The organism is Pseudomonas sp. LP_7_YM, from assembly GCF_004364435.1.
GTDB lineage: Bacteria > Pseudomonadota > Gammaproteobacteria > Pseudomonadales > Pseudomonadaceae > Aquipseudomonas.
On sequence record NZ_SOCT01000005.1, the window covers coordinates 130,910 to 155,646 of the forward strand.

General features: G+C 59.5%; 22 protein-coding genes and 1 pseudogene. 14 read left to right on the forward strand and 9 right to left on the reverse strand.

The window, feature by feature from the left end:
* Positions 1-9 precede the first annotated feature (9 nt).
* On the reverse strand, positions 10-1,299 hold the full coding sequence (locus EC915_RS14455; protein ID WP_133751217.1) for an FAD-binding oxidoreductase: 1,290 nt from the start codon (positions 1,297-1,299) through the stop codon (positions 10-12).
* A gap of 277 nt (positions 1,300-1,576) precedes the next feature.
* Here EC915_RS14455 and EC915_RS14460 point away from each other — a divergent pair, with 277 nt between their 5' ends.
* Positions 1,577-1,930, forward strand: a complete 354-nt coding sequence (locus EC915_RS14460; protein ID WP_133751218.1) for a YkgJ family cysteine cluster protein — start codon at positions 1,577-1,579, stop codon at positions 1,928-1,930.
* A 57-nt stretch (positions 1,931-1,987) separates the two neighbouring features.
* On the opposite strand, the gene dadR is transcribed toward EC915_RS14460, so the two are convergent.
* Positions 1,988-2,476, reverse strand: coding sequence for a transcriptional regulator DadR (gene dadR / locus EC915_RS14465; RefSeq protein ID WP_133751219.1), 489 nt, complete (start codon positions 2,474-2,476; stop codon positions 1,988-1,990).
* Positions 2,477-2,632: 156 nt separating this feature from the next.
* Between dadR and dadA the strand changes: the two genes are divergently transcribed.
* The 6 genes from dadA (at position 2,633) to EC915_RS14495 (ending at position 8,569) form a co-directional block, all read left to right on the forward strand.
* On the forward strand, positions 2,633-3,931 hold the full coding sequence (dadA, locus tag EC915_RS14470; RefSeq protein WP_133751220.1) for a D-amino acid dehydrogenase: 1,299 nt from the start codon (positions 2,633-2,635) through the stop codon (positions 3,929-3,931).
* On the forward strand, positions 3,906-4,259 hold the full coding sequence (locus tag EC915_RS14475) for a RidA family protein (RefSeq protein ID WP_133751221.1): 354 nt from the start codon (positions 3,906-3,908) through the stop codon (positions 4,257-4,259). The genes dadA and EC915_RS14475 overlap by 26 nt, the downstream gene beginning before the upstream one ends.
* 147 nt (positions 4,260-4,406) lie before the next feature.
* Positions 4,407-5,480 (forward strand): alanine racemase, encoded by a 1,074-nt coding sequence (gene alr / locus EC915_RS14480; protein WP_133751222.1) that lies wholly within the window; start codon positions 4,407-4,409, stop codon positions 5,478-5,480.
* A gap of 149 nt (positions 5,481-5,629) precedes the next feature.
* Entirely contained in the window at positions 5,630-6,178 is a 549-nt protein-coding gene (locus EC915_RS14485) for a cupin domain-containing protein (RefSeq protein WP_133751223.1), read from the forward strand.
* Positions 6,179-6,223: 45 nt separating this feature from the next.
* Complete coding sequence (locus tag EC915_RS14490; RefSeq protein ID WP_133751224.1) at positions 6,224-6,526, forward strand: DUF2845 domain-containing protein; 303 nt, start codon at positions 6,224-6,226, stop codon at positions 6,524-6,526.
* Between the two features lie 120 nt (positions 6,527-6,646).
* Complete coding sequence (locus EC915_RS14495; protein WP_133751225.1) at positions 6,647-8,569, forward strand: acetyl-CoA hydrolase/transferase C-terminal domain-containing protein; 1,923 nt, start codon at positions 6,647-6,649, stop codon at positions 8,567-8,569.
* Positions 8,570-8,602: 33 nt separating this feature from the next.
* Here EC915_RS14495 and EC915_RS14500 read toward each other — a convergent pair whose 3' ends face one another.
* From EC915_RS14500 to rep, 4 genes are all read right to left on the reverse strand, one after another.
* The gene (locus tag EC915_RS14500) at positions 8,603-9,418 is read right to left on the reverse strand and encodes a sulfite exporter TauE/SafE family protein (protein WP_133751226.1); all 816 of its coding nucleotides are present in this window, start codon (positions 9,416-9,418) and stop codon (positions 8,603-8,605) included.
* 39 nt (positions 9,419-9,457) lie between these two features.
* The gene (locus tag EC915_RS14505) at positions 9,458-10,342 is read right to left on the reverse strand and encodes an MBL fold metallo-hydrolase (protein ID WP_133751227.1); all 885 of its coding nucleotides are present in this window, start codon (positions 10,340-10,342) and stop codon (positions 9,458-9,460) included.
* Between the two features lie 189 nt (positions 10,343-10,531).
* A complete protein-coding gene (gene xpt / locus EC915_RS14510; protein WP_133751228.1) occupies positions 10,532-11,101 on the reverse strand; it encodes a xanthine phosphoribosyltransferase in 570 nt (189 codons plus the stop codon).
* Between the two features lie 40 nt (positions 11,102-11,141).
* A complete protein-coding gene (gene rep / locus EC915_RS14515) occupies positions 11,142-13,151 on the reverse strand; it encodes a DNA helicase Rep (protein WP_133751229.1) in 2,010 nt (669 codons plus the stop codon).
* Between the two features lie 202 nt (positions 13,152-13,353).
* On the opposite strand from rep, the gene EC915_RS14520 reads away from it, so the two are divergent.
* A complete protein-coding gene (locus tag EC915_RS14520; protein WP_133751230.1) occupies positions 13,354-15,024 on the forward strand; it encodes a bifunctional diguanylate cyclase/phosphodiesterase in 1,671 nt (556 codons plus the stop codon).
* Between the two features lie 29 nt (positions 15,025-15,053).
* Here the strand turns inward: EC915_RS14520 and EC915_RS14525 are convergent, their stop codons facing one another.
* Entirely contained in the window at positions 15,054-16,436 is a 1,383-nt protein-coding gene (locus EC915_RS14525; RefSeq protein ID WP_133751231.1) for a NorM family multidrug efflux MATE transporter, read from the reverse strand.
* 166 nt (positions 16,437-16,602) lie between these two features.
* Between EC915_RS14525 and EC915_RS14530 the strand changes: the two genes are divergently transcribed.
* The 3 genes and pseudogenes from EC915_RS14530 to EC915_RS25660 all read left to right on the forward strand — a co-directional run bounded on the left by EC915_RS14530 (position 16,603) and on the right by EC915_RS25660 (position 19,837).
* Entirely contained in the window at positions 16,603-17,523 is a 921-nt protein-coding gene (locus EC915_RS14530; RefSeq protein ID WP_133751232.1) for a LysR substrate-binding domain-containing protein, read from the forward strand.
* Between the two features lie 475 nt (positions 17,524-17,998).
* Positions 17,999-18,937, forward strand: a pseudogene (locus tag EC915_RS25655) (Cache 3/Cache 2 fusion domain-containing protein); the annotation flags it as partial.
* A gap of 177 nt (positions 18,938-19,114) precedes the next feature.
* Positions 19,115-19,837: a methyl-accepting chemotaxis protein gene (locus tag EC915_RS25660; protein WP_372237905.1), complete on the forward strand. Its 723-nt coding sequence runs from the start codon at positions 19,115-19,117 to the stop codon at positions 19,835-19,837.
* 109 nt (positions 19,838-19,946) lie between these two features.
* On the opposite strand, the gene EC915_RS14540 is transcribed toward EC915_RS25660, so the two are convergent.
* Positions 19,947-21,440 carry a YifB family Mg chelatase-like AAA ATPase gene (locus tag EC915_RS14540; RefSeq protein ID WP_133751234.1) on the reverse strand — a complete coding sequence of 498 codons (1,494 nt, stop codon included), beginning with the start codon at positions 21,438-21,440 and terminating at the stop codon, positions 19,947-19,949.
* A gap of 168 nt (positions 21,441-21,608) precedes the next feature.
* Entirely contained in the window at positions 21,609-21,872 is a 264-nt protein-coding gene (locus EC915_RS14545) for an accessory factor UbiK family protein (RefSeq protein ID WP_133751235.1), read from the reverse strand.
* A gap of 416 nt (positions 21,873-22,288) precedes the next feature.
* On the opposite strand from EC915_RS14545, the gene glnK reads away from it, so the two are divergent.
* From glnK to EC915_RS14560, 3 genes are all read left to right on the forward strand, one after another.
* Complete coding sequence (gene glnK, locus EC915_RS14550) at positions 22,289-22,627, forward strand: P-II family nitrogen regulator (protein WP_002555808.1); 339 nt, start codon at positions 22,289-22,291, stop codon at positions 22,625-22,627.
* Positions 22,628-22,660: 33 nt separating this feature from the next.
* Complete coding sequence (locus EC915_RS14555; RefSeq protein ID WP_133751236.1) at positions 22,661-23,998, forward strand: ammonium transporter; 1,338 nt, start codon at positions 22,661-22,663, stop codon at positions 23,996-23,998.
* Between the two features lie 250 nt (positions 23,999-24,248).
* Positions 24,249-24,680 (forward strand): secondary thiamine-phosphate synthase enzyme YjbQ, encoded by a 432-nt coding sequence (locus EC915_RS14560; RefSeq protein ID WP_133751237.1) that lies wholly within the window; start codon positions 24,249-24,251, stop codon positions 24,678-24,680.
* Positions 24,681-24,737 lie beyond the last annotated feature (57 nt).

Here is a 24,737-nt window from a genome sequence, read left to right on the forward strand (position 1 = left end):
GTGCGTGATTCAGACCAGTTCCTTCATGCGATGCCAAAGCATCCCCAACGCCAGCAGGGGTGAGCGCAAATGTTTTCCCCCAGGGAACGTCATGTGGGGCACCTTGGCAAACAGCTCAAAGCCACCACTGTGTTGGCCGCTGATGGCTTCACCGAGTAACTTGCCTGCCAGATGGGTGGCGTTCAAACCGTGTCCTGAATACGCCTGGGCGTAGAAAACATTGGGATGCTCTTTCAAACGTCCAACCTGCGGCAGCCTGTTGGCTCCGATTCCAATCATCCCGCCCCACTGAAAGTCGATCTTCACCTCCTTGAGTTGTGGGAACACCTTGAGCATTTTCGGCTGCATATAGGCGCCGATGTCCTGTGGGTCGCGGCCTGAATAGTGGCAAGCCCCACCAAATAGCAAACGTCTGTCCGCTGAAAGGCGGAAATAATCCACCGCCACCCGCTGGTCGCACATCGCCGTGTTGCGCGGCAGCAATTGTTGGGCGAGTTCTGCGCTCAGCGGCTCGGTGGCGATGATGTAGCTGCCAGCGGCGAGCACCTTGCCGCTGAGTGTCGGGTCGAGATCATTCAGGTAGGCATTGCAGCCAAGGACCAGCGTGTTGGCGCGGACCAGGCCTTGCGCGGTATGCACCTTGACCTGTGGGCCATATTCCAGACGGGTCACAGCCGAGTGCTCGAACAGTTGCACACCGAGGGCCTGAGCAACGCGAGCTTCTCCCAGGGCCAGATTCAGCGGGTGCAGATGGCCTGAGCCCATGTCCAGCAGGCCACCTGCGTAATTGCCGGAGGCGATCACACTGCGCATGTTCTGCGGCTGGATAAGCTGCAAGTCGTGGCGGTAGCCGAGGCTGCGCAGTTCTTCGACATCTTCGGCGAATCCCTCGAACTCCTTGGGTTTGTTGGCCAGATCGCAATAGCCCCACGTCAGGTCGCAATCGATCTGATACTTCTCGACGCGCCGACGAACAATTTCAACGGCTTCCAGCCCCATCAACGTGAACTGACGCACGCCTTCATCGCCAACCAGATCGCGAAAACGCTCGATGTGATGGCCGACGCCGCGGATCAACTGGCCCCCGTTACGGCCGCTGGCGCCCCAGCCGATCTTGTGCGCTTCCAGCAGGGCCACGCTCAAACCACGTTCCGCCAGCTCGATGGCTGTATTGAGCCCTGAGAATCCGCCACCGACCACACAAACGTCCACCGTACGTTCGCCGGTGAGGGCAGGGTAGTCAGGTTGCACGTGGCTACTGGCCGCGTAATAGGAGGCGGCGTGGCGGGAGGCGTTCATGCGCTGGCTCTCAAAAGGCTGTCTGAAAATTTTTACGGAGGGTAGCGGTGCAGGCATGCAGGGGCAAGGCATCTGGAGCGCGCTCACGCCGACGACGTGGAGCCTTTGTGGGCGTGAATTCATTCGCGAGGGGGGCGTACAGTCAAGGCAGCTGACTCAAGCCGTACTGCTTCGCGAATACATTCGCTCCCGCAGCAGATGAGGCGCAGCGTAGCTTAGGTATCAGTCGACGCTTCGCTCGGGCACAATTGTGGCCTTTCACAGGGAAATCTCGCGCATGAGCAGCAATAGCCAGAAAATTCGTGATTTGCGGCGGCAGATTCCGTCTTTCGCGTGCGTGCCCGGCTGCCACGATTGCTGCGGACCGGTGACGACTTCCTCCGAAGAAATGGCGCGTCTGCCCCGCAAGACGGCGGCCGAGCAAGAGGCTGCGCTCAGCGAACTGGACTGCGTGCACCTTGGGCCTGACGGTTGCACGGTGTACCAAGAGCGTCCGCTGATCTGCCGCCTGTTCGGTACCACGGCGACCCTGCCTTGCCCGAATGGGCGCCGTCCTGAAAACCTGATTCACCCGCGTGTGGAGAAGCAGGTGCATGAATACATCGCCTCGACGCGGCAGGTGTTGGTCTGACTTACGGACGCTTCCACAGGAGCAGGTTCAGCCGGGCCGCAGAGTCCAACCATATGGCTACTCCGGAATCGGTAGATTCAAACTTTCTTTCACCTCTTCCATCACGATATAGCTCTTGGATTCGCGCACGTGGGGCAGTTTAAGCAGAATGTCCCCCAGCAGCTTGCGATACGACGCCATTTCGGAAATACGCGCTTTCACCAGATAATCGAAGTCGCCCGACACCAGGTGGCACTCCAGTACGTGCGGCAGTTTCAGCACGGCTCGGCGGAATTCTTCAAAAGTGTCGCCTGATTTGTAGTCCAGGCTGATTTCCACGAATACCAGCAGGCTGGCCTTGAGGCTTTGTGGGTTGAGCCGGGCGTTGTAGCCCATGATGATGCCTTCGCGTTCCAGTCGCCGGACCCGCTCGGTACACGGCGTGGTAGACAAGCCCACACGCTCTCCCAGTTCGGTGAAAGAGATTCTGCCGTCGCTTTGCAGGATGCGCAGAATATTGCGGTCTATCTTGTCCAGCTCACGTTTTGACTGGTGTTGTGTGCGCACTGAAAACCTCACGCTGCGAAAACATCGGTTGCCGGGGGTTAACGTCGAATATAGGCGTTTATATAGTGAAAAGCACTGCTCGATGCTTTTTATACTGCCTACATCCTGGGTTAAAACTTCGAAACGTCAGCGGATATCCGCGATGAGGGAATCAACATGCGCGTTCTGGTCCTCGGAAGTGGCGTCATCGGCGTCACCAGTGCTTACTACCTGGCTCGTGCAGGCTTTGAGGTGACCGTCGTCGACCGTCAGCCTGCTGCTGCCATGGAGACCAGTTTCGCCAACGCCGGGCAGGTTTCACCGGGCTATGCGTCGCCATGGGCTGCACCGGGCGTTCCCCTCAAGGCCATCAAATGGTTGATGCAGCGCCACGCACCGCTGGCGATCAAGGCGACTGCCGACATCAACCAGTACCTGTGGATGGCGCAAATGCTGCGCAACTGCACCCAAAGCCGCTACGCGGTGAACAAGGAGCGCATGGTGCGTCTGTCCGAGTACAGCCGCGATTGCCTCGACGAGTTGCGCGCCGAGACAGGCATCGCTTACGAAGACCGTAGCCTGGGCACTACGCAGTTGTTCCGTACCCAGGAACAACTCGACAACGCCGCCAAGGACATCTCTGTGCTTGAGCAGGCCGGCGTGCCCTATGAAGTGCTCGACCGCGAAGGCATTGCCCGCGTTGAACCTGCGCTGGCCAGCGTCAGTAATATCCTCAGCGGCGCGCTGCGGTTGCCCAACGACCAGACCGGCGATTGCCAGCTGTTCACTACGCGTCTGGCCGAGATGTGTGTGCAAGCGGGGGTGGAGTTCCGTTTTGGCCAGTCCATCGAGTCGATTGATTTTGCGGGCGACCGGATCAATGGCGTGCGTATCAACGGCAGACTGGAAACCGCTGACCGCTACGTACTGGCGTTGGGCAGCTACTCGCCGCAGCTGCTAAAGCCGTTGGGCATCAAGGCGCCTGTTTATCCACTCAAAGGCTACTCGCTGACCGTACCGATCACTAACCCGGGCATGGCGCCAACCTCGACCATTCTCGACGAGACTTATAAGGTCGCCATCACCCGTTTCGACAACCGTATCCGCGTAGGCGGTATGGCTGAAATTGCCGGTTTCGACCTGTCGCTCAACCCGCGCCGTCGCGAAACGCTGGAGATGATCGTCAACGATCTTTATCCTCAGGGCGGCAACCTGAGCGAGGCCAGTTTCTGGACCGGTCTGCGCCCCACCACGCCAGACGGTACGCCAATCGTAGGTGCCACGCCGTATCGCAACCTGTTCCTCAATACCGGCCACGGAACACTGGGCTGGACCATGGCCTGCGGTTCCGGTCGCTTGCTGGCCGATCTGATTGCGCGTAAAAAGCCGCAGATCAGCGCCGAAGGTCTCGATATTTCCCGTTACGGTAGTTCCAAGGAGATCGCCAAGCATGTCAGTACAGCGCCAGCTCACTAATGAGCGCATGAGTCAGATTGTCGCCCACAACGGCACCGTGTATCTCGCCGGGCAAGTGGGTAACGACCTGACCGCAGGTATCGAACAGCAGACCCGCGAGGTGCTGGGCAATGTGGAGCGCTTGCTGGACCTGGCAGGCACCGACAAGCACCGTATTCTGTCGGTCACGATTTACCTGAAGGACATCGACGCGCATTTCGCCGGGATGAACAGTGTGTGGGACACGTGGCTGCCAAAAGGCGTCGCACCGGCCCGCGCCACGGTTGAAGCCAAATTGTGCGAGCCGGAAATTCTGGTCGAACTGTCGGTGACAGCTGCGTTGCCTTAACGATTTAAATCACCTCGTCTCTGTGGGCGCGAGCTTGCTCGCGAATGCGTAGTGTCAGACGCTGCATTTTGTTGTCTGTGCACGACGTTTTCGCGAGCAGTTTCGCTCCCACAGATTTTCATTTCTCCAATTCAGAATCACGTCCCCATGCGTCCAGCCCGCGCCCTCATCGATCTTTCGGCCCTGCGCCACAACTATCAACTGGTCCGGGAAACCACCGGTGCCAAGGCACTCGCCGTGATCAAGGCCGATGCCTATGGGCACGGCGCAGTGCGTGTCGCGCAGGCATTGGAAACCGATGCCGATGGCTTTGCCGTGGCTTGCATCGAAGAAGCGCTGGAGCTGCGTCAGTCCGGAATAGGCGCACCGATCCTGTTGTTGGAAGGTTTTTTCGATGCCGATGAACTGGCGCTGATCGTCGAGCACGATTTCTGGTGCGTGGTTCATTCGCTCTGGCAGCTCGACGCCATCGAGAAGTCCAGCCTCGGCAAGCCGCTGAATATCTGGTTGAAGATGGATTCCGGTATGCACCGCGTCGGCATTCATCCAAGCGAATATCAGGCCGCGTATCAACGGTTGCTCGGCACTGGCAAGGCAGCGAAGGTCGTGCTGATGAGCCACTTTTCCCGGGCTGATGAGCCGGGCAATGTGCGCACCGAAGAGCAGGTGGCGATTTTCCAGGCTGCCCGACAAGGCGTGGCTGCAGAGATCAGCCTGCGCAATTCGCCAGCAGTCATGGCCTGGCCGGACGTGCCCAGCGACTGGGTGCGCCCGGGCATCATGCTGTACGGGGCAACACCCTTCGATCAGCCCCAGTCGGTAGCCGACCGCTTGCAACCGGTCATGACCCTTGAATCCAAAGTCATCTGCGTGCGCGAACTGCTGGCAGGTGAGCCTATGGGTTATGGCGGCGCATTCGTCGCCGACCGCAACATGCGCATCGGTGTGGTGGCGATGGGGTATGCCGACGGTTACCCACGTCAGGCGCCCACTGGCACGCCCGTGATGATAGAGGGCCAGCGCAGCCGGTTGCTGGGGCGCGTGTCGATGGACATGCTCTGCGTCGACCTGACCCCTGTGCAGGGCGCGGGTCTGGGCAGCTGCGTCGAATTGTGGGGCAAAAACGTGTTGGCCAGCGAAGTGGCAGCCAGCGCCGGAACCATTCCTTACCAGATCTTCTGCAATCTCAAACGGTTGCCAAGGCTCTATTCCGGGGGCTGAAGCTTCAGTACCTGCGGCTTCTTCGCGGCCCTGAGTGGCCGCCAGCCCTTCTGCGGTTCCAGCCACAGGCTCAAGTGTTGTAAATACTGAACACTGTTGCCATCATGGCGACCACTTGACCGTGCTTGATTATCCGGAGGACCCCCGCATTGGACGTCGGTGAACGACTGCAATCCATTCGCAAACTCAAAGGTCTGTCGCAACGTGAACTCGCCAAACGAGCGGGCGTGACCAACAGCACCATTTCCATGATTGAAAAGAACAGCGTCAGCCCCTCGATCAGTTCCCTGCGCAAGGTGCTAAGCGGCATTCCGATGTCCATGGTGGAGTTCTTTTCCGAAGAACTGGAGCCGGAAAATCCGGCCCAGGTGGTCTATAAGGCCAGTGAGCTGATCGATATTTCGGACGGCGCTGTCACCATGAAACTGGTTGGCAAATCCCATCCGGGTCGGGCGATAGCCTTTTTGACCGAGGTGTATCCGCCAGGCGCCGACACGGGTGACGAAATGCTGGTTCACGAAGGCGAGGAGACCGGCATTCTGGTCGAAGGTCGCCTGGAACTGGTGATTGGCCTGGACACCTACGTGCTCGAAGCGGGCGACAGCTACTATTTCCAGAGTTCGCGACCTCATCGCTTTCGTAATCCGTTCGATGTTCCGGCGCGGCTCATCAGCGCTGCCACGCCAGCGAACTTCTGATTGGCGAACCCTGGTCCAATGGATAGACCGGCACGACAGGATCCTATGTTCAAGAAAACGCTGCTGCTTTTGGGGCTTCCCATTCTGATGTTCGCCAGTGCGGCAGAAGCCACCATGCGTTGTGGCACGGCGCTGATCAGCCTTGGCGACACCGTCGGTGTGGTCCGCGAAAAGTGCGGCGAGCCGGACCGCAGTGTCGAACACCAACCTGCAGTAAGAAGCAATGGCGTCCCGCGTTTCAATGCCGTGAAGGTGACGCTCTGGGTGTACGGCCCCCGCAATGGGGCTTCTCAACACCTGAAGTTCATCGAGGAAAAACTCGTAGCGATCGACACGAGAAGGGATTGATCTTGGCCGCAAGGTGATCTTGCTTCAGGCCAGAATCCACAGCGTATTAGCGGCACTGTGCAGCAATTCTCCCTCATCCCCGGTCCAAGCTCCATCGAATAACAAACCAGGAGAGGCCGGATGCCGTATTCCTGCTCGATCGAGCAAGCCGTCGATCACGTGCTGGCCGAGCTGCCAGCGCATATCCGCATGGGGATGCCCTTGGGGCTGGGCAAGCCCAACCGCTTTGCCAATGCGCTGTATGCCCGGATCAAATCCCTGCCTGACCGGCAGCTGACCATCTCTACCGCGCTGTGTCTGGGACGTCCGAAGGCGGGCGACGGTTTGCAGGGTCGTTTCCTCGAGCCCTTTCTCGAGCGTGTGTTTGGCGACTACGTGGAGCTGGATTTCCTTGCCGATCTGCACAAAAGCAACCTGCCGCCGAACGTGCAGGTCGAGCAGTTCTTCATGCAGCCGGGCAGTCTGCTGGGCAGCGTGCAGGCGCAGCAGGATTACGTCAGCAGCAACTACAGCCATGTCGCTCGGGATCTCAACGCCAATGGTCTGAATCTGATCGCGCAAATGGTTGCTCATGACCCGCAACGTCCCGATCATCTGAGCCTGAGCTGCAACCCGGACATCACCCTGGATTTATTGCCCCGGCTGGCAAAGCGCCGCGCCGCGGGAGAGCACGTCCTTGTGCTTGGTCACGTTCATGCCGATCTGCCCTACATGCCCGGCCATGCCGAGGTCAGTGTCGATACCTTCGACCTGCTGATCGAGCATGACGAGCGCAGCACCTTGTTTTCAACGCCGAACATGCCGGTGGGTTTCCAGGACCACTTTATCGGCTTGTACGCCAGCACGTTGGTGCGGGACGGCGGTACGTTGCAGATCGGCATCGGCTCCATGGGCGACGCTTTGACCGCTGCGTTGTTGGCGCGGCAAGCCGATAACGAGACGTATCGCGCGTGCCTGGCCGAGCTTGACGGCATTTCCACCTGGAAGCCGTTGATCGAGACTGAAGGTGGGTTGGCGCCCTTTGAAGGCGGGCTTTACGGCTGCAGTGAAATGCTGGTCAACGGCCTGTTGGTGTTGCTCGATGCAGGCATCATCCGGCGCAAGGTGTACCCGGATGCGGCGCGGCAAAAACTGGCTAATGCCGACCTGCTGGATGAGTCCGTTCACAGCGATGGCGTGCTGATCCATGGCGGGTTCTTTCTGGGACCAAGAAGCTTCTATGAGCGCTTGCGCGAGTTCTCGCCTGCGCAGATGCAGCAGATCGACATGACCGCTATCAGCTACATCAACGAGCTGTACGGTGATGAGGACTTGAAGCGGCTGCAACGGCGCGATGCACGATTCATCAACAGCTCGTTCACGGTGACACTGCTCGGCGCAGCCGTGTCCGATCAACTGGCAGACGGGCGAGTGGTCAGCGGTGTGGGCGGGCAATATAACTTCGTCGCCCAGGCCCACGCGCTGGAAGGTGCGCGGTCGATTCTGATCCTGCGCAGCTGGCGCGAGTCGGGCGGGGAGATCAGCTCGAATATCGTCTGGGAGTACGGCCATGCGACGATTCCGCGCCACCTGCGCGACATCGTCATTACCGAATACGGCATAGCCGATCTGCGTGGCAAGACGGACGCATCGGTGATCGAGGCCTTGCTCAACATCACCGACTCGCGGTTTCAGCCTGCGTTGATCGATCAGGCGCAGAAGGCTGGCAAGCTGCCAAAGAGTTTCCGCCTCGACCCGCTGTTCAGCCAGAACACGCCGCAACGGCTGAAAGAAATTCGTGAACGGTTCCCATCGTTATTTGTGGAGTACCCCTTGGGCAGCGACTTCAGCGCAGAGGAGCGGGATCTGCTGCGAGCGCTCAATTGGCTCAAGAGCAAATTCAAACTCACGGAGATCATCGAACTGGGCAAGGCAACCCTAGAGGCGCCCGAACCCGATGCATTTGCCGAGCACTTGCGGCGCATGGGGCTGGACGAGCCCCAAGGGCTGCGCGAGGAGTTGTATCAGCGGCTGTTACTGGCGGGGTTGCAGGCAACGAGTTAGGTGCCAGGCCATAACGCAAGCCCCTGTCAGGTGTCAGGAAAGGGATTTGATGATCAGTAACGCTGCGGCGAAGAAACCGGTCACGGCAAACAGTTGTTGCAGTCTGGGGCCTGCAATGAATCGTGATACTTGCCGCCCAGCCATCAACCCCACCACGGCGCCTGCCGCGAAGGGCAGACCGACCGTCCAGTGCATCACACCGCTGATGCTGGCGCTGACCACGCTGCCTGTGGAAACCAAAGCGATGACTGCCAGCGATGTGGCCACGGTGCTTTTCAGATTGAGGTCGGTGTAGCGCGTCAACGCCGGGACAATTACAAACCCGCCGCCGACCCCGAGCAGGCCGGACAACAGGCCCGACATCATCCCGGTGAGGGCCAGAAAACGGGCGCAGGGCAGCGTCCAGCGCAGGCGACCTTCCAACGGGTTGAGCACACACGGCAGAAAGCCCGCGCGCTCAAGCGGCTTGCCATGCCTGAGTTCATGAGCCGCCTTGCGATAGATTCGGCCGCAGGCGTACAGCAGCACCAGCGCAAAGCCCAGTGCCAGAGGTGTGTTGGGCACCTGGTGGGCCAGCCAAAGGCCCAGTGGCGCGAAGCAGATGCCAATCGCCGCGATGAACAGCGCCGCGCGGTAGCGCACGATGCCCTGACGCAAACCCAGCAACGCGCCAACCGCAGACGCCAGCCCGACCGCCAGCAGCCCGACAGGCGCTGCTTCAACCATCGTCAGGCCCAGGCCGAACACCAGCAATGGGACGGCAAGGATTCCGCCACCTGCGCCGGTCAATGCCAATACCGCTCCAATGATCGTACCGAGGCCGGCTCCGATCAATTCGTGTTCGTTCATCGTTTACTGTGTCCATTCCTCGTGTTGGTCAGAAATGAGTCAAAGCGCATTGATCGGGATTTTCAGGTAGCTCACGCCGTTGCCTTCCGGCTCCGGCATGTGGCCACCGCGCATGTTGATCTGCACCGATGGCAGGATCAGCACCGGCATGTCCAGTGTTGCATCGCGTTTCTCACGCATTTGCACAAAGGCATCTTCATCGATGCCTTCACGGATATGAATGTTGTCTGCGCGTTGTTCGGCGACCGTGGTCATGTACATCAACTCGCGGCCATTGGGTAGATAGTCGTGGCACATGAACAGGCGGGTCTGCGGTGGCAGGCTGAGGATCTTGCCGATCGAGCGATACAGCATGCGGGCGTCGGCGCCGGGGAAATCGCAGCGCGCCGTGCCGTAGTCAGGCATGAACAGTGTGTCGCCGACGAAGGCCACGGTCTCGCCATCGGCTTCGATCAGGTAGGTCATGCAGGCGGGCGTATGCCCGGGAGTGTGCATCGCTCTGGCTCGCAGCGAGCCGATCTGGAAGTGCGCGTCGTCCTCCAGCAGCCGGTCGAACTGGCTGCCGTCACGGGCGAACTCGCCGTGGGCGTTGAACAAGGCGCCGAAGACATTCTGCACCCGGGTGATGTGGCTGCCGATGGCCACGGTGCCGCCCAGTTGCTCCTTGAGGTAAGCCGCCGCGGAGACGTGATCGGCATGAACATGCGTTTCCAGAATCCACTCCACCGACACACCCAGTTCACGCACTCGGGCGATCAGCTTGTCGGCGGACTCAGTGTGGGTGCGCCCGGATTTGGGGTCGTAGTCCAGAACACTGTCGAGCAGCGCGGCCTTGAGGCTTGCGCGGTCTACGACCAGATAGCTGATGGTCGAGGTTTGCGGATCGAAGAACGCCTCTACGCTCAGTGCTTTGCCAATGTCCATGAGATACCTCCTGTTCTGCTCACCTCACAAAACCTGTGGGAGTGAGCGTGTTCGGGGCCGCCATCGGACGAAGATGCCGTCACGGCAACCTCGACGTTTGACAATCATTCTTCCTGAGCCAGTTCAGTCCAACAGCGTGTGGTGATTCATCCCGATAGCGGCGGGCATTCCAACAGCTCGATCCGTCGTTTAGACGAACGTCACCACACCGCCGTTCAACGATTTGACCCGTGCCAGAGACTCTACACGATAGCCTTGCTCGTCCAGCTCCGCGCGGCCGCCCTGAAATGACTTCTCGATGACGATGCCAAGTCCGGCCACGCTGGCGCCGGCCTGCTTGATGATCGAGATCAGCGCCTGGGACGCCTTGCCGTTGGCCAGGAAGTCATCGATGATCAACACGCGGTCGCTGCTGCTCAGGTGACGCGTGGAGATGGCGATGGTGCTCTCGGTCTGCTTGGTGAACGAATAAACGCTCGCCGAGAATAGGTTTTCAGTCAGGGTCAGCGATTGATGCTTGCGCGCGAAGATCACCGGAACGCCCAGTTTCAGCCCGGTCATCACGGCAGGCGCGATGCCTGAGGCTTCGATGGTGACAATCTTGGTGATGCCTGAGTCGGCAAACAACGTGGCGAACTCGTCACCAATCTGCTGCATCAGGACCGGATCGATCTGATGGTTTAGAAACGCGTCGACCTTCAGTACTTTGTCGGAAAGTACGATGCCTTCCTCGCGAATTTTCTTGTGCAGTGCTTCCACGTTGCTTTTCCTCAGGGCGCGAATGCGCGAAATAGGGCGTTTATCTTTTCAGCATGGCGCGAATGTCCGCCAATGCCGTATTGCCGCGAACGGCTTTAACTTCGGTAGGTGTGTCGTCGTTGCCTTCCCAGGCCAGATCGTCCGGGGGCAGCTCATCAAGAAAACGGCTTGGCAGGCAGTCGATGATTTCGCCGTATTGCTTGCGCTTGGCGGCAAACGTGAAGGCCAGGGTCTGCCGCGCGCGCGTGATACCCACATAGGCCAGCCGGCGTTCTTCCTCGATGGTGTCGGCCTCGATACTGGAGCGGTGCGGAAGGATTTCCTCTTCCATGCCCATGATGAACACGTAGGGAAATTCCAGGCCTTTGGAGGCGTGCAAGGTCATCATCTGTACGCCTTCGGCGCCGTCTTCCTCTTCCTGTTGGCGTTCGAGCATGTCGCGCAGGACCAGCTTGCCGATGGCCTCTTCGATGGTCATGCCGCCTTCTTCGTCTTTTTCCAGCGTGTTTTTCAGCGCCTCGATCAGGAACCACACGTTGCCCATGCGGTAATCGGCTGCCTTGTCGCTGGAACTGTTCTGACGAATCCAGTTTTCGTAGTCGATGTCCATGACCATGCTGCGTAATGCAGCAATTGGCTCCTGAGTCGCGCATTGCTGGCGCACGCCGTCCATCCAGTGCTTGAACCGCTTGAGACGGTCGGTAAAACGGTTGTCCAGGTGCTCGCCCAGACCGATTTCATCGGTGGCGGCATACATCGAGACCTTGCGCTCGGTGGCGTAATTGCCGAGTTTTTCCAGAGTGGTCGAACCGATTTCCCGGCGCGGCACGTTGATCACGCGCAGGAAGGCGTTGTCGTCATCGGGGTTCACCAGCAGGCGGAAGTAGGCCATCAGGTCTTTGACTTCCTGACGCCCGAAGAAACTGTTACCGCCCGACAGACGATAGGGGATCTGGTGGTGCTGAAGCTTGAGTTCGATCAGCTTTGCCTGATAGTTGCCGCGATAGAGGATCGCGAAGTCACTGTATGGCCGGTCGGTGCGCAGATGCAGGCTGAGAATCTCGACCGCCACGCGCTCGGCCTCGGCGTCTTCGTTCTTGCAGCGGATCACGCGGATTTCATCTCCGTGACCCATTTCACTCCACAGCTGCTTCTCGAACGCATGAGGGTTGTTGGCGATCAATACGTTGGCGCAGCGCAGAATGCGACTGGTGGAGCGGTAGTTCTGCTCCAGCATCACGACCTTGAGTGACGGGTAATCGTCCTTCAACAGCATCAGGTTTTCCGGCCGCGCGCCGCGCCATGCGTAAATCGACTGGTCGTCGTCGCCTACCACGGTGAACTGGCAGCGGGTGCCGATGAGCATTTTTACCAGCAGGTACTGGCTGGCGTTGGTGTCCTGATATTCATCGACCAGCAGATAACGCACCTTGTGCTGCCACTTTTGCAGAATGTCGGCGTGCTCTTCGAACAGTTTTACCGGCAGCAGGATCAGGTCGTCGAAATCCACTGCGTTGTACGCCTTGAGCGTGCGCTGGTAGTGGGTATAGACGATGGCTGCGGTCTGCTCCTTGGGGTTGCGCGAGTTGGCCAGCGCTTCTGCCGGGAGGATCAGTTCGTTTTTCCAGGCGCCGATCATGTTCTTGATCTCGTCGACGCCGTCGTCGCCTGAATATTCCTTCTGCATGATGTCGGTCATCAGTGCCTTGACGTCGGTCTCATCGAAGATCGAGAAGCCAGGCTTGTACCCCAGGCGGGCATGTTCCTTGCGGATGATGTTCAGGCCCAGGTTGTGGAATGTCGAAACCGTCAGACCACGTCCTTCGCCGCTGCGCAGCAAGGTGCCGACCCGCTCCTTCATTTCCCGCGCCGCCTTGTTGGTAAAGGTCATGGCGACGATGTACTGCGCACGGATACCGCAGTTCTGGATGAGGTGGGCAATCTTGCGTGTGATCACGCTGGTCTTGCCGGAGCCTGCACCGGCGAGCACCAAAAGAGGGCCGCCGACGTAGTTCACGGCTTCCTGTTGCCGGGGATTGAGTCGGGACATGAGAAAAAAGGGGGTCGCTTGCGAAATGGGCGGGCATTTTAACAGGGTCCACGGTTTGTGCAGCGACCGTCCGACACTGTGATGCTTCACGCTATCTATATTTCGCCGTTTTGTTACATTTGCGTATCGCGCGGCGGATTTACTCGTTTGGTTGCCCCCGTTTGAGTGGGTGCAATGTCTTTTGTTTGTGTGGGGAGTTAGCGTGTCTACGCCTGTCGAACCCTTGCGTTTGCTGCTTCTGGCTGACACGCCGGAATGGCCAGTATTATTGCGCGAGTGCCTGGCGCCCCTAGGGGAAGCCGTACTTCTGGACTGCGCATCGAGCTGGAGCGCTGTTAGCGATTCGGGCGACCCTTCGCATTCTGTCCTGCTTCTCACCACTGCCGCTTTGCAGCCTTCGGCCGGTCAATGCAGTTGGCCCACGGTGCTGCTGCTCGATGTCGAGCCCGAGGCCGACCCACCGGGTGTCAGTGACTGGCTGGTCCGTGACGTGCTGTCAACGCAAAGCCTGCGACGCTGCCTGCGCCATGTGCGTGAGCGGGGCGTATTGGAGAACACCCTCCAGCGCCTGGCGGAACAGGACCCTTTGACCGGCATCGCCAATCGCCAGGGTTTTCAGACCCTGCTCGCGGGGCGACTGGCGGAGTTCGATGGACGTGGGCTGGCGCTGGGGCATCTGGATCTGGACAGTTTCCGTCGCGCCAATGACGCCTTGGGGCATCAGGCGGGCGATCGGTTGATTCTGCAGGTCGTGGCGCGGCTGAAAAGCCAACTCGAAGTGTGCGACCAGTTGGCGCGTCTGGGCAGCGATGAATTTGCGCTGCTGATTGACACGCGACGTGCATCGGATCGTGCCGAGTGGATGGCCGAGCGCATCACCGAGGCGTTGTCTGAGCCTTACTGGGTTGACGGCGAGAGCCTGTTGATCGGCTGCAGCCTCGGCATCGCCCATGCTCGCGCCGACGCCGGCGCCGATCCGTTGATGTGGCACGCGCACATCGCCATGCAGCAGGCCAAGGGCACTCAGGGTTGCACCTTTCACGTCTTCAACGAGCGGCTCAACCGCAATGCCCGCAGCCTCGCCGATCTGGAAAGCGAGCTGCGCCAGGCCTTGCGCCGTGACGAGCTGGAGCTGCATTACCAGCCGCGCCTGTGCTTGAACACCGGGCGTATTCTGGGGCTTGAAGCATTGGTGCGCTGGCGTCATGCCGAGCGCGGCCTGTTGCCACCCAGCGAATTTGTGCCGCTGGCCGAGCAAAGCGGGCTGATCGTGCCGCTGGGTTACTGGGTGATCTCCCGTGCGCTGCGTGACATGCAGACTTTGCGTGAAAAAGGCCGGCCGCCGTTGCACATGGCGATCAACCTGTCCTTCCGGCAGTTCCAGGACAACCAGCTATTGCCGACCCTGAGCCGCTTGATCAGCGACCGTGGTGTGGACGCGCAGTGGCTGGAATTCGAGCTCACCGAAACCGCCGTCATGCGCCGTAGCGATCTGGTCAGGCAGACCATGGACGCACTGGGGCGCCTGGGTGTGCGATTCTCACTGGATGATTTCGGTACTGGATTTTCGTCATTCGTGCACCTGAACAGCCTGCCCATCGCTCTCCTCAAGATCGATAAGAGCTTCGTGGCCGAGATGGAACAGCGTGAAGAAAACCGCAAGCTGGTTCACGCCATGATCAATCTGGCGCACAACCTCAGTCTGGAGGTGGTGGCCGAAGGCGTTGAGACGCCGGAGCAACTGGCGTTGTTGCGCAGTTTCGGTTGCGATCAGGCCCAGGGCTATCTGATCAGCCACCCGCTGGCAATGCCGGAGCTGCTGAACTACTTGACGTTCGATCAGAGTGAAGGACGGATCCTGCGGGAGGTGTGAACGCCCCGCGATCCCCAGCAGGCGTGATGCTAGCCCATCACCACCGATGGCGTCGCCTCGTTACGCAACAGCTTGGCGCTCTTGCGTTCGAAGGCGTAGGTCAGGGCGACTGCCGAGCACATCAGGCCGACCGCCAGACCCCACCAGACCCCGACCGCGCCTTGGTGCGCGAGGAAGCCCAAGCCCCACGCCAGAGGCGCACCCACCACCCAGTAACTCGCCAGGCCAATGAGAAAAGTGGTCTTGGCATCCTTGAAGCCCCGAATCGCGCCCATTGCGATGGTTTGTGTGCCATCGAGGATTTCGAACCACGCTGCAACCGCCAAAAGCTTGACCGCCAAGTCAACCACGCCTTGGTATTTCGGATCGTTAAGGTCTACGAACAGACCGATCACCAGATGCGGCGCAACCCAGAACAGAACGCCGAACGTCAGCATCAGCAAGCCGCCAAACGCGATGCCCATGCGCCCGGCGGTTCGCGCCAGCAACAGGTTGCCCGCGCCGTAATGCAAACCGATACGCATGGTGACCGCATAGGAAATCCCCACCGGAATCATGAACGCCATCGACACCGATTGCAGGGCGATCTGGTGCGCGGCCATTTCGGTGCTGCCCATTGCCCCCATGCAAAACGCGGCAAAGGTGAACAAACCGACCTCGACCGCGTAAGTGCCGCCAATCGGCAGACCCAGACGCCAAAGCTCCTTGAGGCAGTTGCGCGACACACTCATCAGGCCCTTGTGAATCGGGTACGCCGCATAGGCCTTGTGGTAACGAATATGCAGCGCCAAGGCCAGCGCCATGCTGTTGGTGACGATTGCCGTGACCAGCCCGATTCCCATCAAACCCCAGTGCGGCAGGCCGAACAGGCCGTAAATAAAGGCATAGTTGAGCCCGAAGTTCAGTGCCACTCCCACCAGACTGATGATCATCACCGGAGTCGCACGGCCCAGCGCGCTGGTAAAACCCCGCAGGGCCATGAAACTCAGCAACCCAGGCAGGGCCAGTGGCAGCGTCAGCAGGAACTCGCTGGCCATATGAACGCTGGCCTCGTCCTGGCCGAAGTTGAGCAGGATGGGTTCCAGATTCCACAGGATCAGGGCGGCAATCAACGCCATGCCCCATGCCAGCCAGAGCCCGGCCTGGGTCAGGCGGGTTGCGCCGGCCTCGTCATTGGCGCCTTTGCGAATCGCCACCAGTGTGCCGACCGCAGCCATGACGCCGACGCAGAAGAACGAGACGAAGTTGTAACTGGCGGCTCCCAAGCCACCTCCGGCAAGGGATTCCGGGCCAAGCTTGCCCATCATCACGGTGTCGGTGAAGACCATCAGCATGTGCGCCATCTGCGATGCGATCAGCGGCCCGGCCACGCGCAGGATGATCCAGAGTTCTTTGAAGGCGTGCTGTTGCATGGTCTTGGTGCTCGGGAGGGTGAGGCATTTATGAGCCGCTCATTGTGGTGTTTCAGTACCGAATGCACAAAGGGATAAATCCGATCATTGGCATGAGTAAAACTCATCCTGAAAGTTTTCCGATACAGTGCTTGCTGTCGCTGCTACACCAAAAGGAAAGCGCCCAATGTCTCTTAGTCTTCCGCCCTTGTATGCGCTGCGTGCATTCGAAGCTGCCGCACGGCATAGCTCGTTTACCCGCGCGGCCGAGGAGTTGTCGATTACCCAAAGCGCGGTGAGTCGACACATCCGGACCCTGGAGCAGCACTTTGCCTGCCGCCTGTTTCGTCGCAATGGGCGCAACCTGCAGTTGACCGAGGCTGCCAGGGAACTCTTGCCCGGCGTGCGCGAAGGCTTTTGCGCACTGGAGCGGGCTTGTAGCGCATTGATGGCTGAAGAGGGCATTTTGCGCATGAAGGCACCCTCAACGTTGACCATGCGCTGGCTGCTGGCGCGGCTCAGTCGGTTCCGTCATCTGCAGGTGGGAAACGAGGTGCAACTGACCAGCGCGTGGATGGACATCGACAACGTCGACTTCACTCAAGAGCCGTTCGACTGCGCTGTCTTACTTGGCCGCGGGCATTTTCCACCGGACTGGGAGGCGACCTATCTGTTTCCCGAACTCTTGATTCCGGTGGGTTCCCCGAACCTGCTCGACGACGCGCCGTGGGACGTCGAAAGGCTCGCTGACGCCGAATTGCTGCACCCCACTCCGGATCGCCGGGACTGGCGCAACTGGCTGGAGCGAATGGGGTTATCGGATCAGATTTCCCTCAAGGGCGGGCAGGTCTTCGACACGCTCGAACTGGGAATGATAGCGGCCGCACGAGGTTACGGAGTGTCAATGGGCGACTTGCTGATGGTGGCCGAGGATGTGAGTCAGGGGCGCCTCAGCCTGCCGTGGCGCACTGCCGTGGTCAGCGGCGAGAATTACTACCTGGTCTGGCCCAAGACCCGGCCGGGCGGCGAGCGATTGCGCAGGCTCAGCAATTTTCTACAAAGCGAAGTGCAGGCGATGGAGTTGCCCGATGTGACGATATTGGAGTGAAAATAGGGGGCCGCGATGGAGCATTGTGCCGGAGGTCGGCTTGGCGCTGATCAACTGTAAACGCGAGTTCATTCGCGATACGGCATCTCATGCGGTTCGTATGGTGCGTCTGTCCCGGCCTCTCGCGAATGAATTCGCTCCCGGAGGGTTCATTTAGACACGTTGCACCACACTGTCGCTCTAAGACCATGCGTAAGACTCAAGTATCTTTCCTGCCAGCCGAATCTCTAATTGCAGAACCGGTTCTTCTATCGGTCCATAAACACCCCCTATTAGAAATCAGTCCGAATGGTGAGCCTGAGATCAGGATGGTCCAGTCGTTCGGCAAGGAGTCTTCATGCCTCAGCCTCGTGCCCGTATCGCCTCGCAGCTCGGCATCGCCCTGGCCGTTATCCTGGCCGTTGTCATTAGTGGCAGTACCCTGTTTGCCCTGCGATCTCTGGATTCGGCGAACCTCACCATCCGCGAAGAACACATGGGCAGCGAAGCGCGGTTGCTGGCTGACCAGTTGAATACCTTCCACAGCACCCTGCGCGACAGTACCCAGCGCCTGAGCGGGCTGTTCGAGAAGCGTTTCAACAGTGGCCTGGCATTGCAGGCCGATCAGCAGATTGCCGTCGCGGGCATGCAGACACCGACACTGCTGCTTGACGGCAAACCCCTGAATAATGATTTCGCCGAAGTCGATGACTTCAGAAAGATGACGGCGGGCGTGGCGACGGTCTTTGTGCGCAGTGGCGACGACTTCATCCGCATCAGTACCTCGCTGAACAAACAGGACGGCGCCCGTGCCATCGGCACTGTGCTGGACCACAAGCATCCCGCCTATGAAAAACTGCTGGCGGGCCAAGGCTATGTAGGCCGCGCACTGCTGTTTGATCGGTTGTACATGACGCAATATTCCCCGGTGCGCGACAACAGCGGCAAGGTTATTGCCGTCCTGTTCGTAGGCTTCGATTACACCGACGCGCAAAACGCCCAATTCGACAATCTCAAGAACTTCCGCATTGGCTCGACCGGTTCACTGGCCGTACTCGACGAGCAGAACAAATGGCTGGTGCCACCGGCGGGTGTGAATGATCTGGATCAGGCGAGCAAAGCCTTGGCGCAATTCGTGAAAACGCCGAACAAAGGTGGCTTCTGGCAAGACGCTGGGGAAGATTTCTACACCGTCGCCGAACCCTTCTCCGGTGGCCCGTGGTCGATCCTGGCAACCATGCCGAAGGCTGAAATCAGCGCCGTGACCTGGAGTGTCGGCACTCAACTGGCGATCGGCAGCCTCTTGGCGATGCTGATTGCGGTCGGTTCGGCGATCTGGTTATTGCGCAGTAAATTGCAGCCGCTGTCGGATCTGGTGAATCAGGCCGAGGCCCTGGGGGCGGGCAATCTTAGCGTTCGTCTGAACATCTCCAGTCATGACGAAATCGGGCAACTGGCAAGCAGCTTCAACAAGATGGGCGGGGCGCTGGAAGACATGGTGTCGCATATACGCACCGCCGCTCAGGAAGTCAGCGGGCGTGCCCAGGCGCTGTCGGGCCTCTCGGGTGGCGCTTACGAAGGCATGGAGCAGCAGTCCGGTGAAATCACCAGCATGGCCGGGGCCGTCGAAGAATTCAGCGCCACGGCCCTGACCATCGCCGACAACATGAGCAACACCGAGCGACTCGCCCAAGGCAATGCGCAGCAGACCCGCATCGGTCGTGCGTCGATGGAAGAGGCATCGGCCTCGCTTCAACAGATTGCCGGCTCACTGGGCAGCACCGCGTCGGTCATCGACACCCTGGGTCAGCGCTCGCAGGAGATCGGCGGTATTGTCAGCGTCATTACCTCCATCGCCGAACAGACCAATCTTCTGGCACTCAACGCGGCCATCGAGGCGGCGCGGGCAGGTGAGCAGGGTCGTGGTTTTGCCGTGGTGGCCGATGAAGTGCGCAATCTGGCATCGCGCACGCGTCAGGCGACCGACGAGATCTCCGGCATGATCGCCAGCATTCAACAGGAAACCGGTAACGCCATCAGCACCATGGAACAGGGCAATACGCTGATGCAGGAGGGCCTGTCGCGTAACGCTAAAGTCGCCGCAGCCCTGGCGCATATCGACGAACAAAGCCGCTCGGCTGGCGAGCAGTTTGCGTCGATCACCACCGCGACCCAAGAGCAAAGCAGCACCGCTACCTTGCTCAGCGCCAACCTGCAAAGCATCGCCCAAGCCAACAGCGAACAACGCGAAGTGGTCTCGAACCTGGCCGTGACCGCGCAGGAGTTGAATGCGCTGGCGGCGGATTTGCGCAAGGAAGTGGATAGGTTTCGGTGAGATAGGCACGACCTTAGGCGTGAACGCGGATTTCTTTTGATTCTGCCGAAGGCCGTAGGTGCGTCACTTGCCCCTACGGCCTGCGGCCAGAATCAAAAGCTTGAAACGCTCACCCCGATGATGGCCGGTACTGCAACGCTTCAGCAATATGGCTTCTGGATATCGCCTCCACCCGCTCCAGATCCGCCAGCGTGCGCGCCACTTTCAGCAATCGATGAGCGGCGCGCAGCGACAGGCTCAAGCGTTCACAAGCGGTTTCTAGCCAGGCTTCGTCTTCGGGCGTTAATACGCAGTGCTGGCGCAGGGCGGGGAGGTCGAGAAAGGCGTTAGCGCAGCCTTGGCGTTGCTGCTGGCGCTCCCTTGCTTCGCACACGATCTGAGCAGCGCTGGCGCTGGTCTCTCCAGTTTGCGGCATGGCGCCCAGTGATGTTGCTTCGCGGGCAACTGTCAGGTGCAGGTCGATCCGGTCCAGCAATGGCCCGGATAATTTATTGCGATAGCGCTGAATCTGATCGGTGGAACAGCGACAACGTCCGGTTGGCTCGCCATGATAGCCACAAGGGCAGGGGTTCATCGCTGCAACCAACTGAAAGCGCGCCGGAAAGCGCACGCGATCACGGGCCCGCGAAATCACGATATGCCCTGATTCCAAGGGCTCTCGTAAGACCTCCAGCACCCGTCGATCAAACTCTGGCAGCTCATCCAGAAACAGCACGCCGTGATGAGCCAGAGTGATTTCGCCGGGTTGTGGACGACTGCCTCCGCCCACCAGTGCCGGGCCGGAAGCCGAGTGATGAGGCTGTCGAAAAGGACGCTGAGGCCAACTGGTCAATGGCGCATGACTGGCGACAGACAGAATGGCTGCGACTTCCAGCGCTTCACGCTCGTCCAGTGGCGGCAGCAATCCCGGAAGCCGACTGGCGAGCAGTGTCTTGCCTGTGCCGGGCGGGCCGCTGAATAAGAGGTTATGGGCACCGGCTGCGGCCACCAGCAGTGCGCGTTTGGCGGCGGTCTGGCCCTGCACCTCACTCAGGTCGGGATAGGGCTGTGTTTGCAGGAGCAGACCGTTGGATTGGTACGGCGCGATAGTAGTCTGGCCATTGAGGTGGGACACCAGCTCCAGAAGATGACTGACTGCAATCACCTTCAACCCCGACGCCAGACAGGCCTCCTCGGCGTTGACCGCAGGGACAATCAAGGTATGGCCGGCTTCCCGAGCGGCCAATGCTGCAGGCAATACGCCCTGCACTGGCCGTATCGCCCCGGACAACGCCAGCTCGCCCAAGCACTCGATGCCCTCCAGCGCCAGGGTTGGCAGCTGCCCGCTCGCCGCCAGCAATCCCAGCGCAATCGCCAGATCGAAACGTCCGCCGTCCTTGGGCAGATCGGCCGGCGCGAGATTCAAGGTAATGCGCCGAGCCGGGAAATCGAGGCGGCAGTTGAGGATCGCGCTGCGCACCCGATCCTTGCTTTCTCTCACCGCACCCTCGGGCAGACCCACCAGCGTCAACGCGGGCAAGCCGTTGGCCAGATGGGTTTCGACGGTGACAGCAGGTGCTTCGACGCCGACTTGCGCGCGGCTCAGGACAATGGCGAGGGACATGACGATCCTTGATGGCAGCACCGCTTCCTGCGGCGTGCTCAAGGATAGTCAGAGGTCAGAGATAGACACTGTTGCAAGTTCTACGGCATGTGTCCCGAGCGTGGCGGTCACGTAAAGGCCCTTTCGCGAGCAAGCCCGCTCCTACAGAGGGCGCCATAGGTTTATGGGTTATTCCTTAACCTGCGTCGCCAACTGCGCTTCCATCTCCGTCATCTTCACTTCCAGCGCCTCAAGCCGGGCACGGGTGCGGGCGAGGACGATCATTTGGCTGTCGAATTCTTCACGACTCACCAGATCCAGTTTGCTGAAGCCGTTTTGCAGCAGCGCTTTGAACTGGGTTTCGAATTCGTTGCGGGGCAGTGGGGTTTCGCCATTGAACAACCGCGATGCATGGCCGCTCAGGGCATCTAGAAAGGCTTTGGGCGCGAGCATGGTCAACTTCCAGAATCAGAGTGGGCGGCAGTGTACCACGCAGTGCCTATAGTCTTTCATGGGCTGCAGGGCGCACGGTTTTCGAGCGTTGCGCGGTGCACGCGTGCACTGTTGTTGTGCGGTCAGAACGGGTGAGTGCGATGTCAACTCGTCGCAGTGCCCCGTGCAGGCCGTAGTTGGCAGATTTTCATGAGATGGCAAGCTTTCTGCTTAGTGGCATATGACCCATGCACTGATGCAGTCGTTGTGACGAATGCAGTGCGGCAGGCGGAGCGGGGAAGGTTTTCGTCAGAAGCGGTTTTCTGTTGGTCAGGTCTGTTTCGGGCCATCGACGCGTTACAAAGCCAGACACTGCGCTTAGACTTGAGACGGGTTTGTTTTCCTGGGGCAAGTCCACCAATTCGGGAGAAAGTTTCATGAAGCTAGTCACTGCCATCATCAAGCCGTTCAAGCTGGACGACGTACGCGAGTCGTTGTCGGAAATCGGCGTGCAGGGCATCACAGTCACTGAAGTCAAAGGCTTCGGACGTCAGAAAGGCCACACCGAGCTGTATCGCGGTGCGGAATACGTAGTCGACTTCCTTCCCAAGGTAAAGATCGACGTTGCGATCGACGACAAGGATCTGGATCGCGTTATCGAAGCGATAACCAAAGCAGCCAACACCGGCAAGATCGGTGACGGGAAGATCTTCGTGGTTAATCTGGAACAGGCTATTCGCATTCGTACCGGCGAAACCGATACCGACGCCATCTAAGCCGTCACACCCAACGCCCCAGGAGAAAACAATATGACTCTGCGTCAATTCGCAGGGCTAGGAGCCCTGTTGTCCCTCGTAACCCCTGGCCTGGCCATGGCGGCAGACGAGGTGGCAGCCCCTGTACTCAATTCCGGCGATACCGCCTGGATGCTGACTTCCACCGCTCTGGTGCTGTTCATGACCATTCCGGGTCTGGCACTGTTCTACGGCGGCATGGTTCGCCAGAAAAACGTCCTTTCGGTCATGATGCAATGCTTCGCCATCACCGGCCTGATCAGCATCCTATGGGTCGTCTACGGCTACAGCATGGCGTTCGATACCACCGGTATGGAAGCCAACGTCGTTAACTTCAATTCCTTCGTCGGCGGGCTGTCCAAGGCATTCCTGGCGGGCATCACGCCTTCAAGTATCACCGGTCCAACGGCTCTGTTCCCGGAAGCTGTATTCGTCACCTTCCAGATGACGTTTGCCATCATCACCCCGGCGCTGATCGTCGGCGCCTTCGCAGAGCGCATGAAGTTCTCCGCGATGCTGGTCTTTATGGTCATCTGGTTCACCCTGGTCTACGCCCCGATCGCGCACATGGTCTGGAGCGGTCCGGGTTCTCTGCTAGGCGACTGGGGCGTCCTCGATTTTGCGGGCGGCACTGTCGTGCATATCAACGCCGGTGTGGCTGGCCTGGTCGCGTGCCTGGTCCTGGGCAAACGCAAAGGCTTCCCGACCACCCCGATGGCTCCGCACAATTTGGGTTACACCTTGGTCGGCGCCGCGATGCTGTGGGTGGGCTGGTTCGGTTTCAACGCTGGCTCCGCGGCAGCAGCCAACGGCACTGCCGGCATGGCCATGCTGGTGACTCAAATCGCAACCGCCGCCGCTGCGCTGGGCTGGATGTTCGCTGAATGGCTGACCCACGGTAAACCCAGTGCTTTGGGCATCGCCTCTGGCGTAGTTGCCGGCCTGGTTGCCATCACCCCGGCTGCCGGCACTGTGGGGCCAATGGGCGGCTTGATCATCGGTCTGGCGGCTGGCGTGGTCTGCTTCTTCTGCGCCACCAGCCTGAAGCGCAAACTCGGCTATGACGACTCCCTGGATGCCTTCGGCGTTCACGGTATCGGCGGTATCCTCGGCGCCATCCTGACCGGTGTCTTCGCGGCCCCTTCGCTGGGTGGATTCGGTACCGTCACCGATGTTGCTGCACAAGTCTGGATTCAGTGCAAAGGCGTAGGTTTCACAATCATCTACACCGCCATCGTGACCTTTATTATCCTCAAGGTGCTGGACGCTGTCATGGGTCTGCGTGTCACCGAGGAAGAAGAGGCTGTAGGTCTGGACCTTGCGCAACACAACGAGCGTGGCTACAACCTGTAATCACGGCTGTGAAAAAATTGCCCGGATTTCCGGGCATTTTTTTGTCTGGAGTTTGTCGATAGGCAGGACAGCGAACGGATGATCGACAAGCGGAGCGAGAACCTTGCATGGCGGTGGCTTCAGGGTTGCCCTGAGTCTCTTTGCAACGGCGTTGCGTTCCGGGTTTCAGGCTTACAAAAAACGTCACTCATTACGCGCTTTGTTTTTTTTTTCAGCGCGATAGAATGCGCGCCGAAGGACGGAGAACGGTATGTGGCAACAGACCAGAATCACCCTGCGGGCAAGGCCTCGCGGATTTCATCTGGTAACTGACGAGATAATCGCAGACCTTCCCGGATTGCGTGATTGTCGAGTCGGGCTGTTGCATTTGTGGCTGCAGCATACCTCGGCCTCGTTGACCATCAACGAGAATGCCGACCCGGCCGTTCGCCGTGATTTCGAGCGTTTCTTCAACCGGCTCATCCCTCAGGGAGGTGATGGTTATGAGCATAACGACGAAGGCCCGGATGACCTGCCAGCGCACTTCAAAGCCAGTCTGCTGGGTTGTCAGTTGCTTGTTCCGGTGACGGACGGGCGATTGGCGATGGGAACATGGCAAGGTGTTTATTTAGGAGAGCATCGCGATGCAGGCGGTGCGCGTAAAGTCCTCGCTACCCTTCAGGGAGAGGGGCACGACCGCTGATTGTCGGCGGTAGTTGAATTTTCCGGCTGTCCTAGAAATGGAGCGCAGCTGGGCTAT

Excerpts from the sequence above, each read along its gene's own strand:
- EC915_RS14455 (WP_133751217.1), bottom strand. The coding sequence starts at position 1,299 with ATGAACGCCTCCCGCCACGCCGCCTCCTATTACGCGGCCAGTAGCCAC.
- EC915_RS14460 (WP_133751218.1), top strand. The coding sequence starts at position 1,577 with ATGAGCAGCAATAGCCAGAAAATTCGTGATTTGCGGCGGCAGATTCCG.
- dadA (WP_133751220.1), top strand. The coding sequence starts at position 2,633 with ATGCGCGTTCTGGTCCTCGGAAGTGGCGTCATCGGCGTCACCAGTGCT.
- EC915_RS14475 (WP_133751221.1), top strand. The coding sequence starts at position 3,906 with ATGTCAGTACAGCGCCAGCTCACTAATGAGCGCATGAGTCAGATTGTC.
- alr (WP_133751222.1), top strand. The coding sequence starts at position 4,407 with ATGCGTCCAGCCCGCGCCCTCATCGATCTTTCGGCCCTGCGCCACAAC.
- EC915_RS14490 (WP_133751224.1), top strand. The coding sequence starts at position 6,224 with ATGTTCAAGAAAACGCTGCTGCTTTTGGGGCTTCCCATTCTGATGTTC.
- EC915_RS14495 (WP_133751225.1), top strand. The coding sequence starts at position 6,647 with ATGCCGTATTCCTGCTCGATCGAGCAAGCCGTCGATCACGTGCTGGCC.
- EC915_RS14500 (WP_133751226.1), bottom strand. The coding sequence starts at position 9,418 with ATGAACGAACACGAATTGATCGGAGCCGGCCTCGGTACGATCATTGGA.
- EC915_RS14505 (WP_133751227.1), bottom strand. The coding sequence starts at position 10,342 with ATGGACATTGGCAAAGCACTGAGCGTAGAGGCGTTCTTCGATCCGCAA.
- rep (WP_133751229.1), bottom strand. The coding sequence starts at position 13,151 with ATGTCCCGACTCAATCCCCGGCAACAGGAAGCCGTGAACTACGTCGGC.
- EC915_RS14525 (WP_133751231.1), bottom strand. The coding sequence starts at position 16,436 with ATGCAACAGCACGCCTTCAAAGAACTCTGGATCATCCTGCGCGTGGCC.
- EC915_RS14530 (WP_133751232.1), top strand. The coding sequence starts at position 16,603 with ATGTCTCTTAGTCTTCCGCCCTTGTATGCGCTGCGTGCATTCGAAGCT.
- EC915_RS25660 (WP_372237905.1), top strand. The coding sequence starts at position 19,115 with ATGGCCGGGGCCGTCGAAGAATTCAGCGCCACGGCCCTGACCATCGCC.
- EC915_RS14540 (WP_133751234.1), bottom strand. The coding sequence starts at position 21,440 with ATGTCCCTCGCCATTGTCCTGAGCCGCGCGCAAGTCGGCGTCGAAGCA.
- EC915_RS14545 (WP_133751235.1), bottom strand. The coding sequence starts at position 21,872 with ATGCTCGCGCCCAAAGCCTTTCTAGATGCCCTGAGCGGCCATGCATCG.
- glnK (WP_002555808.1), top strand. The coding sequence starts at position 22,289 with ATGAAGCTAGTCACTGCCATCATCAAGCCGTTCAAGCTGGACGACGTA.
- EC915_RS14555 (WP_133751236.1), top strand. The coding sequence starts at position 22,661 with ATGACTCTGCGTCAATTCGCAGGGCTAGGAGCCCTGTTGTCCCTCGTA.
- EC915_RS14560 (WP_133751237.1), top strand. The coding sequence starts at position 24,249 with ATGTGGCAACAGACCAGAATCACCCTGCGGGCAAGGCCTCGCGGATTT.